12 protein-coding genes are annotated in these 9,021 nt (G+C 45.7%); all 12 read left to right on the top strand.

Annotated features, from left to right (window positions below):
- Positions 1-166: 166 nt before the first annotated feature.
- The 12 genes from Q0Y54_RS09670 (at position 167) to Q0Y54_RS09615 (ending at position 8,776) form a co-directional block, all read left to right on the top strand.
- The gene (locus tag Q0Y54_RS09670; protein ID WP_297966960.1) at positions 167-1,027 is read left to right on the top strand and encodes an aminotransferase class IV; all 861 of its coding nucleotides are present in this window, start codon (positions 167-169) and stop codon (positions 1,025-1,027) included.
- A gap of 176 nt (positions 1,028-1,203) precedes the next feature.
- Positions 1,204-1,962, top strand: a complete 759-nt coding sequence (locus Q0Y54_RS09665) for a LamB/YcsF family protein (protein WP_297966957.1) — start codon at positions 1,204-1,206, stop codon at positions 1,960-1,962.
- Positions 1,962-2,657: a 5-oxoprolinase subunit PxpB gene (pxpB, locus tag Q0Y54_RS09660; RefSeq protein ID WP_297966954.1), complete on the top strand. Its 696-nt coding sequence runs from the start codon at positions 1,962-1,964 to the stop codon at positions 2,655-2,657. Before Q0Y54_RS09665 ends, pxpB begins: the two co-directional genes overlap by 1 nt.
- Positions 2,638-3,756, top strand: a complete 1,119-nt coding sequence (locus Q0Y54_RS09655; protein WP_297966951.1) for a biotin-dependent carboxyltransferase family protein — start codon at positions 2,638-2,640, stop codon at positions 3,754-3,756. Before pxpB ends, Q0Y54_RS09655 begins: the two co-directional genes overlap by 20 nt.
- Positions 3,757-3,796: 40 nt before the next feature.
- Complete coding sequence (locus tag Q0Y54_RS09650; RefSeq protein ID WP_297966948.1) at positions 3,797-4,603, top strand: putative hydro-lyase; 807 nt, start codon at positions 3,797-3,799, stop codon at positions 4,601-4,603.
- Between the two features lie 27 nt (positions 4,604-4,630).
- Entirely contained in the window at positions 4,631-5,506 is an 876-nt protein-coding gene (locus Q0Y54_RS09645; RefSeq protein WP_297966945.1) for a DUF4392 domain-containing protein, read from the top strand.
- 367 nt (positions 5,507-5,873) lie between these two features.
- Entirely contained in the window at positions 5,874-6,137 is a 264-nt protein-coding gene (locus Q0Y54_RS09640; RefSeq protein WP_297966942.1) for a type II toxin-antitoxin system Phd/YefM family antitoxin, read from the top strand.
- On the top strand, positions 6,130-6,432 hold the full coding sequence (locus tag Q0Y54_RS09635; RefSeq protein WP_297966939.1) for a type II toxin-antitoxin system RelE/ParE family toxin: 303 nt from the start codon (positions 6,130-6,132) through the stop codon (positions 6,430-6,432). The genes Q0Y54_RS09640 and Q0Y54_RS09635 overlap by 8 nt, the downstream gene beginning before the upstream one ends.
- Positions 6,433-6,824: 392 nt before the next feature.
- On the top strand, positions 6,825-6,992 hold the full coding sequence (locus Q0Y54_RS09630; RefSeq protein ID WP_297966935.1) for a hypothetical protein: 168 nt from the start codon (positions 6,825-6,827) through the stop codon (positions 6,990-6,992).
- A gap of 71 nt (positions 6,993-7,063) precedes the next feature.
- The gene (locus Q0Y54_RS09625; RefSeq protein WP_297966933.1) at positions 7,064-7,870 is read left to right on the top strand and encodes a 5'-methylthioadenosine/adenosylhomocysteine nucleosidase; all 807 of its coding nucleotides are present in this window, start codon (positions 7,064-7,066) and stop codon (positions 7,868-7,870) included.
- 297 nt (positions 7,871-8,167) lie between these two features.
- A complete protein-coding gene (locus Q0Y54_RS09620) occupies positions 8,168-8,563 on the top strand; it encodes a hypothetical protein (RefSeq protein ID WP_297966930.1) in 396 nt (131 codons plus the stop codon).
- 3 nt (positions 8,564-8,566) lie between these two features.
- Complete coding sequence (locus Q0Y54_RS09615) at positions 8,567-8,776, top strand: helix-turn-helix transcriptional regulator (RefSeq protein ID WP_297966927.1); 210 nt, start codon at positions 8,567-8,569, stop codon at positions 8,774-8,776.
- Positions 8,777-9,021 lie beyond the last annotated feature (245 nt).

The following is a 9,021-nucleotide window of genomic DNA, read 5'->3' as shown; positions in this document are numbered from 1 at the left end:
TCATGCACACTTAAAAAATAAAGTACTGGTCTAAATTCTTGGTACCATTATATTTATTGTAATTAAAACTGAAAATTTCGGAAAAGTCTGGCAATTATTTTGGTCAAATGATAAAATGTAGCCAAGGGAAAGTGTTTCTTAATTTTTTAACCATAGGAGTGATTATATGTTTAAAGAATTAGCTTATTATGATGGGAAATTGGGTACACCTGATGAAGTGATGATACCATTTAATGATCGGTCCCATTTCTTTGGCGATGGTGTGTATGAAGCCACTCCGGCGGGTAATCATGTTCCTTATTTGCTGGAGGATCATCTGGACAGATTTTACAGCAGTGCCAATATCATGGATATTAAAATTCCTATGGAAAAGAAGGAGCTGCACCGGCTGATATGTGATTTGACCAAGCAGGTGGAGGGCCATACCCATTTTGTATATTGGCAGGTAACCAGAGGTCTGGCTGCCCGGGACCACGTATATGATGAAAGCATGATGGGGAAGATTTGGGTGTATATTCGCCCCTCTAAAATAGGCGATATGGAGCACCCGATAAAGGTTCAGACCCACCCGGATTTGCGGTTTGAATATGGCAATTCCAAGACCTTGAATTTATTGCCAGCGGTATTATATTCCCAGAAGGCCCACAAGAAGGGGGTTGCGGAGACCATTCTTCATCGCAACGGCATCGTTACCGAATGCGCCCACAGCAATGTGTCCATAATGAAGGATGGGGCGGTTATTTCCCATCCAAATGACCAATATATCCTGCGGGGCATCGCCAAGACCCACATGATTCAGGCCTGCTACCGGCTGGGGATACCGGTTTATGAGCAGGAATATACACTGGAGGAGCTGATGGATGCTGATGAAATTTTCATTACCTCCTCCTCCAATTTCCTGCTGTTTGTGGACACTGTAGATGGCAAGCCGGCGGGGAATAAGGATCCTAAAACCAGAAACCGTCTTAAGGATGAGCTGATACGTGAATACTTTGAATATACCGGCTGTACCAAGCTGAATGGATAAGGGGAAGCACCTCCTGATGGGGGGCATCTTTAGATGACTGAGGGGGCAACCTCTGGACTAATTTTGAATACGTGAGCGATGAGGCTCAACACACTAAGGGGCCTATGTCTTTTCGTCAGATGTGGGCTCCTTTTGTTGTATTTGGCGATATGGAATAGTAAACCATGGAGGACGCTATGAGTTGTGTTGATTTGAATTGTGATTTGGGGGAAGGCTTTGGAGCCTATACCATGGGCATGGACGAGGCGGTCATACCCCATGTGACCTCAGTAAATGTGGCCTGCGGGTGGCATGCCGGTGATCCGTTAATCATGGATAACACTGTGGCTTTGGCCAAGAAATATGGGGTGGCTGTAGGGGCCCATCCGGGCTTTCCGGACTTGCTGGGCTTTGGCCGCCGTCCCATGACCGTCACTCCTGAGGAGGCCGGGGCCTACGTTAAATACCAGCTGGGAGCTCTTATGGCCTTTGCTGGGGGACAGGGCATGGAGCTTCAGCATGTTAAGCCCCACGGGGCCCTTTATAACATGGCTGCCAAGGATGAAGCCTTGGCAATTGGTATTTGCAAAGCCATTGCCTCTGTAGATAAAGGCCTGATATTCATGGGGCTGGCCGGCTCGGTTATGCTGAAGGCAGCTGAACAGTGCGGTTTAACTGCTGCCAGTGAGGTCTTTGCGGACCGGGCCTACAATGATGATGGTTCCCTGGTAAACAGAAGGGTCCCCGGGGCTGTCATTCACGACCCCCAGGTGGCTATGGAACGGGCCGTAAAAATGGCCAGGGATGGGAAGGTTATTTCCATAAATGGCAAGGAAATCAATATAAGGGCCGACAGCATATGTGTTCACGGCGACAATGAACAGGCCATAGCCCTGGTACAAAATATCCGCAAGGCCCTGGAAGCTGCCGGAATAGAGGTTAGGAGCCTGAAATAATGGAAGATGTGAGAATTCTTACTGTCGGTGACTGTGCCCTATCGGTGGAGTTTGGACAGGAAATCAGTCTGGAAATAAATCATAAGGTTATGGCCCTGAAAACGGTGCTGGAGCGAAAGCCCATCACAGGGCTTGGGGAGCTGGTTCCCACCTATTGCTCCCTGCTTATTCAATATGACCCGATGGTGCTTCGCTATGGACCGTTGCGGGACAAGCTTAAGGACCTGGTAACCCAGTTGGATGAAGTGGAAATGCCACCAAAGCAGGTGGTGGAAATTCCCGTGGCCTATGGCGGCGAATACGGTCCGGATTTGGGGGAGGTGGCCAGAGCCCATAATATCAGCGAGGAGGAGGTTATTCGCCTTCATTCGGAGCCGGAATATCCCATTTATATGCTGGGCTTTGTGGCTGGCTTTCCCTATCTGGGGGGGATGAACAAGGCTATAGCCACCCCCCGGAAAACGAGTCCCCGTTTAAAAATTGAGGCCGGCAGTGTGGGTATAGCCGGGGAGCAGACGGGTATCTATTCTGTACAATCTCCCGGCGGCTGGCAGATTATCGGTCGGACGCCATTAAAGCTCTATGATGTGGAGCGGGAGGAGCCGGTGTTATTAAAGGCGGGGCAATACGTTAAATTTAAACCGATTACCAAGGAAGAATTTAGGGCGATGGAAAATGAGCATAAGGGTAATTAACAGTGGACTTATGACCACAATACAGGATAAGGGGCGCATGGGCTATCAGGCCAGCGGTATGCAGGTGTCCGGGGATATGGACCAATATTCGGCCAGCATAGCCAATGCCCTGGTGGGCAACGATGACAATGCTGCCCTGCTGGAATGTACCTGCCTGGGACCGGAGCTGGAGGCCAGTGAGGATGTGCTGGTGGCTGTAACCGGGGGTGAGCCCAGGGTGTTGGTGGACAACAGGCCGGTTCATGCCTATGAGTCCTTGATTTTGCATAAGGGACAGCATTTAAAGGTGGCCTCCATGGAGGCGGGAACCAGAGCCTATATCGCCATCGACGGAGGCATTGATGTGCCGCTGGTGCTGGGCAGCCATTCCACCAATTTAAAGTTGGGAATAGGCGGCGCAGAGGGCGGCAGGCTGTACAATGGGGAAGTACTGAATACGGGGAAGCCCTCAGAATTGGCCAAGGCCATTATTTCCGGGGCTCACCATATACGCCGCACGGACCATGAATTTATGGCCCATCATCATCTGTGGCAGGAGCATAACCGTGGTGATAGCCACGAAATCCGCATAGTGCTAGGCCCCCAGGAGAATTACTTCACCCCGGAGGCAGTAAAGGCCCTGGATGGGGCCGCTTATACCGTATCCAATGACTCTGACCGTATGGGCTATCGTCTGGAGGGACAGGTCATTCAGCGGGCTGCCCAACGGGACATGATTACTGACGGCATAGTCTTTGGCTCCATTCAGGTGCCGCCCAATGGCCAGCCCATTATTATGATGGCGGACCATCAGACTACTGGCGGTTATCCCAAAATAGCCACGGTTATTTCGGCGGATTTGCCCCTTTTGGCCCAATGCTCCCCTGGCAGCAAGATTATCTTTAAGGTAATATCTGTGGAGGAAGCTCAGGATATTTACGTTAAATTTCGGCAGGCCATGAAGGAGCAGATTGCCCTTATGGATGAAGAAGCAGAAGCTGCGGATGAAGGGAAAGCAATGGAAGAAATGGCATGGCCGGACAGCCGGGCCGGAGTAAGGAATTACCAATTTAAAATTAACGGACAGCTTTTCCGGGTGTCCGTGGAAGAAATAAAATGAAGAATTAGTCAAGTCGAAGGAAAAAAGGGAGGCGGTTACAGTGTCGGAATATGGAGATATGCGTCCTGAGGACTTATGGATAAAAATAAGAAACGGGGAAATAACGGGCCAGACCTCGGGAATGGCCAATGGCTACGCCCAGGCCAATCTGGTAATTTTGCCGGAAAAATATGCCGGGGACTTTGAGGAATTTGCCCGGAAAAATCCTAAACCATGCCCATTATTGGAGGTTATTCACGGCAGTAAATACGTGAAGGATATGGGAGAGGGGGCCAACATTCTTACGGATATTCCTAAATACCGTATTTTTGAAAATGGCGTATTAACCAAGGAAGTTACCGATGCCACCCCATATTGGCAGGAGGATTTTGTGGTATTCCTCATTGGGTGCAGCTTCTCCTTTGAAGAGGCTCTTATGGAGTCCCATATTGATATTCGCCACATTTCCATGGGCTGCAACGTGCCTATGTTCAAGACCACCACCATGTGTGAACCGGCAGGAATTTTTAAGGGGGAGCTGGTGGTCAGCATGCGACCAATGAACCCGAAAAACGCCATGATAGCCGACGCCATCACCAGTATGTTCCCTAATGTCCACGGGGCACCGGTAAATATCGGTCACCCGGAAAAGCTGGGCATAAAGGATGTACTAAAGCCTGATTATGGTGACCCGGTAATTATCAAGCCAGGGGAAATCCCTGTATTTTGGGCCTGTGGCGTTACTCCCCAGGCGGTAATTGAACACGCCAAGCTGCCTTTGGTAATCACCCATGCCCCAGGCTGTATGTTTATTACCAATAAGCTGAACAGTGAAATAAATGATTTTTTGGAAAGCAAGAAAAAATGAACATCAGCATTATGAGGAGTGAGCAGCATGACTTTTTATGAAAAGCTGGACAATATAATGAAGGAGGACCCGGGGGAGCGTGGCTTAATTCCCACCATGCCCCCCAATCCCGTAAAGGAATTGGACAGGGCCCTGGACAATATGGAAAGGGTTATGCTTTTGACGGGCTTTCCCACCCGTCTGGGGGAAAATAAATGGATAGGAGAAACGGATGGACCCTTGGGAACGGCCAATATTGCCGCGGCCCTGGAAAAGCTGGGGATCCCTGTTATGCCCATGACGGACAGTCAGGGCTACAGGCCCTTTGAGGCTGCCCTGAAAACCATTGGCTGTAAAACCCGCCCTACCCTTATTCCCTATGAGGATACGGAAGCCTTTATTATCCGCAAGCTGTCCACCTTTAAGCCCACCCACCTTATTACCCTAGAGCGGCCCGGCAAGGCCAAGGATGGCCATTATCACAATATGGGGGGCAAGATAATAGACGATATGCTGACGGATTGCTCCTGTATAATTGAGGAGGCCCAAAAGCGTGGGGCGGTAACCATCTCCATAGGTGATGGGGGAAATGAAATCGGTATGGGAGCCCTGCGGGATGTCATTGAGGCCAAGGTACCCCATGGGGTGGAAATCTGTGCCTCGGAGTGCGCCCAAATCCCCTTGGTGGCCGGGGTATCCAACTGGTGGGGCTGGGGAATATGCGCCCTGCTTAGCTTGAAGCATAGGAAAAATCTCCTTTCAGACAAGGAAATGGAAAAGAAGCTCATTAAGTCCATTGTGGCTGCCGGCAGCGTGGACGGCTGCACCAGAAAAAATGCACCAACCATAGACAGACTGCCAATGGATGTGCATCTGGATATTTTAAAAAAGGTGCGTACTGCACTAAAGGAAGAAATAGGATAAGTCGTCATATTAACAAGCTATACGGGTCCTGTCATGGGATAGGGCACTCATTTGCTTCACAGTGCCACATCAATTTATTTATCATCGTAAATTAGTATGGACGGGCTTCGCGGCCGTCCGCCACTTCATATCGGCATAAATATATTAAGTGCTAATGTGTCATTTTAAGCTCAGCATGCTTCATGTCCTTATCCCATGCCACCCGTTATGTTATTTTTCACCGTATGAATTTTTAGCGGGGCCTGTCATAGATAGGCCCTTTTTATTTTGATTTTGCAGCTCCGTTTTAATTAGTATAATTATATAGTTGGATTTACATAAATATGGTATAATTATGTCATAATAGTGAAAAAAAGGAGCGGATATTATGCCTTTAATTGTGCCTATAAAAGATTTAAGAAATACAAATGAAATATCTTATCTTGCTCACAAGTCAAAAGAGCCTATTTTTATCACCAAAAATGGTTACAGTGATTTAGTGGTCATGAGCAGTGAACTATACGATAGCTTTGTGCGGGAAAATAGCATTGATTATGCAATTTATAAGGCGGAGAAGGAATTTGCCGAAACTGGCGAAGCAGTAGATGCAAAAACTGCATTTGAGGAATTGGAGAAGAAGCATTTTGGTTAAGTATAAGGTCAAATTATTGCGAGCAGCCTATAGGGATATTGACAATATCTATAAATATATCGCAAATGAAAAACTTGCTCCAGAAAATGCCAAAGCTCAGGTGGATAGAATAAAAGAAGCAATATTGGGACTGGATATTTTTCCACATTCTCATCAAGACAGATTAACTGGCCGATATTCCGGTAAAGGCTATAAACAGCTATTGATTGACAACTATGTTGCTATTTTTCGTATTGATGAAGCAAAAAAAACAGTATGGGTTGTTACGGTGCAATATTTAGGAAGAAATGTTTAAATCACACTCCTGTTGATTGGTTTTACTAATCAGCGGGAGATTTTTTATTGTTACTATAACATTACTGTTATACAAAAAAGTCAATTGGTCTAAAAATCGACCGTTCGTTGCAAATTTCGACCGTTCGCTCCAAAATGGTGGATTTTTGAAATGCAAGGTTGTATATTAGAGGAAGATGGGCGGATTATTAGTATAAAATACAAATTTATTTAAGTAATATTAAGGGGAAAGGAATGAAAAAAATGAACATCAAGGAAGAGAAACAACAAATGTCCTCACAGGGGGGGCACCTAACACCCAACATAAGGGAGTTTTCCACAAAAGCAGCCTAAACGGCAAAAAAGCCCTGACGGCATGAGTTCTGCGGCAGGGCCGCGGGCTTTGCTGATGGCGTGGCCATTCGCGGGGCAGATATAAGCGGTACAAGCCTACGCGGTGAAATCGGTGCCACCTTCCAGCCTGGGGACAATAGTAATGTTACCCTTGATCTGAACCTCAGCGGATTTTTGGGAAAGAAGGAAGGCCTTACCGGGGGACTTTCCGCAGTGTTCCATTTTTAATACGGGTTCTGTCATGGGATCAATTATAATTTTTAATGCTGTCAGCTATGACACAGATGAGGGATGTGATTATGGTGAAAAAAGGGATATTAGTTCTTTTTACTGTTTTATCCATGTTATGTTGCCTGAGTCAATTCGACCCTGTTATTTCTGAGGCTCATTCACCCAATGAGGATTACAAAATTAAAATAGGAATTATCGGTGCCATGAAGTCCGAGGTGGATTCATTGAAAGAAAATATGGAAATTTCCCGCAGGGAGACTAAAGCCTCCATGGAATTTTGCGAAGGGCATATTGGCAAAATGAATGTGGTGGTAGTGCAAAGCGGTATGGGCAAAGTCCATGCGGGCATCTGTGCCCAGATTCTGGCGGATGACTTCCAGGTCACCCATATCATCAACACCGGAGTGGCCGGTGCACTCCGTAATGAACTGGATATTGGTGACATTGTCATTTCTAAAGATGCGGTACAGCATGACTTCACTGTGGAGGTTATCGGCTTTAAAAAAGGGGAGATTCCATTCACTGGGCTTGTGGCCTTTAAAGCAGATGATACTTTACGCCAAAATGCCCTTGAGGCTATAAGGGTGGCACTGCCTAATATCAGGGCAGTGGATGGACGTGTATGCTCCGGCGATCAGTTTATTTCCTCCCAGGACGCAAAAGACCGTATAATCGAAGACTTTGACGGTACATGTGTAGAAATGGAAGGGGCGGCCATTGCCCAGGTTTGCTATGAAAACCACATTCCGTTTGTAATCCTGCGTGCCATTTCCGATAAGGCAGATGGCAGTGCCCAAGTTAGCTTTGCTGATTTTGAACAAAAAGCCGCAAAGAACTCATCACGGCTGGTGCATTATATGCTGGAAAACTGGTAAAATTCTTGTTGGTTTTGTTTCACTTCATATTATTGTTAATAATGCGGTACAAATTATTAGAAATGCGACCTTCTAAAAAGCATATTTTGTCTATGGCAAAATTTGAACAGAAAAAGGGGGTGTTATTTCTTTGTTTCCACGATTATTAGCACCACCACGGCCCCCGCGAAAGCTGGGGCTTTTAGTGTGCCCTGAAAAAAATATTGACTACTCAAAAATAATGTTATATATTTATAACAGAAAGTGTTACAAATATATAACAAATGTTAGAAATTTATTACAAAAAGGGGGATGCAAATGAAACGACCGGAAATTAACCTCGATAAACATAATCTTTTGTATTATATATGTGTGGGTGGCGGATGGCTTTTAGTAGGTCTCTTGGATATATTCAGTAATGACAATATTATTTTGCTCTCTATTTCTGCTTGCATAAATGCTTTAATGACTATGGTTCTTCTCTATGGGCTTATTGGGAAAAGGGAGACAGGCGACGAAATGACCATAAAGTATCATGAACGGGCAATGAGTGAGGGGTTCTATTTTATAACATGTTTATGTTTAATCCTATTATGTGTTGATAACATATTCAAACTTAATGTCTCTTTTCAGGTATATGGTCATTTAATGTTAGGGGTCGGATTTTTGGTTACTGGTTTTAAATTCCATCAACTGGAGAAAGATGGGGAGTAGCTGATGGCTGAACTTATTACTAAAATACATGAATTACGCCGTTCCCAAAAATTATCTCAAGGAGAATTGGCAGAAGTTTTAGGAATTCGCAGAGAGACATTATCTCATCTGGAGAATGGCAAATATAACCCTTCTTTAAAGTTGGCTATGGATATTGCCAAATACTTTGGTAAATCAGTGGAAGAAGTTTTTGAATTTGTTGATGAAGAATAAAAAAGGTGAAATACCCAGACGGTTCACTTGCTGATATATTTCTAAAAGGCATATTTTGTTTATGGCAAATTTGCCAATTTAAGTTATAATAAGCATAAGAAAAGGGTGCCGCCTGGCGGCTGCCTTCGTCTAAGTTTGCCTTATACTAAGTAAACCGCCCAAGTTTGTCCGGCTAGGGCGGTTTATTTCTTTTTATGGACTTTAGTCTGCTGCGGGAGTCTTAGTTTTCGGACACGAAAACTGAG

The sequence above is a fragment of the uncultured Anaerovibrio sp. genome (genome assembly GCF_947302755.1).
Classification (GTDB): Bacteria; Bacillota; Negativicutes; order Selenomonadales; family Selenomonadaceae; genus Anaerovibrio.
The sequence above is the reverse complement of the archived record's forward strand: the minus strand, read 5'-3'. Positions and strand labels throughout refer to the sequence as shown.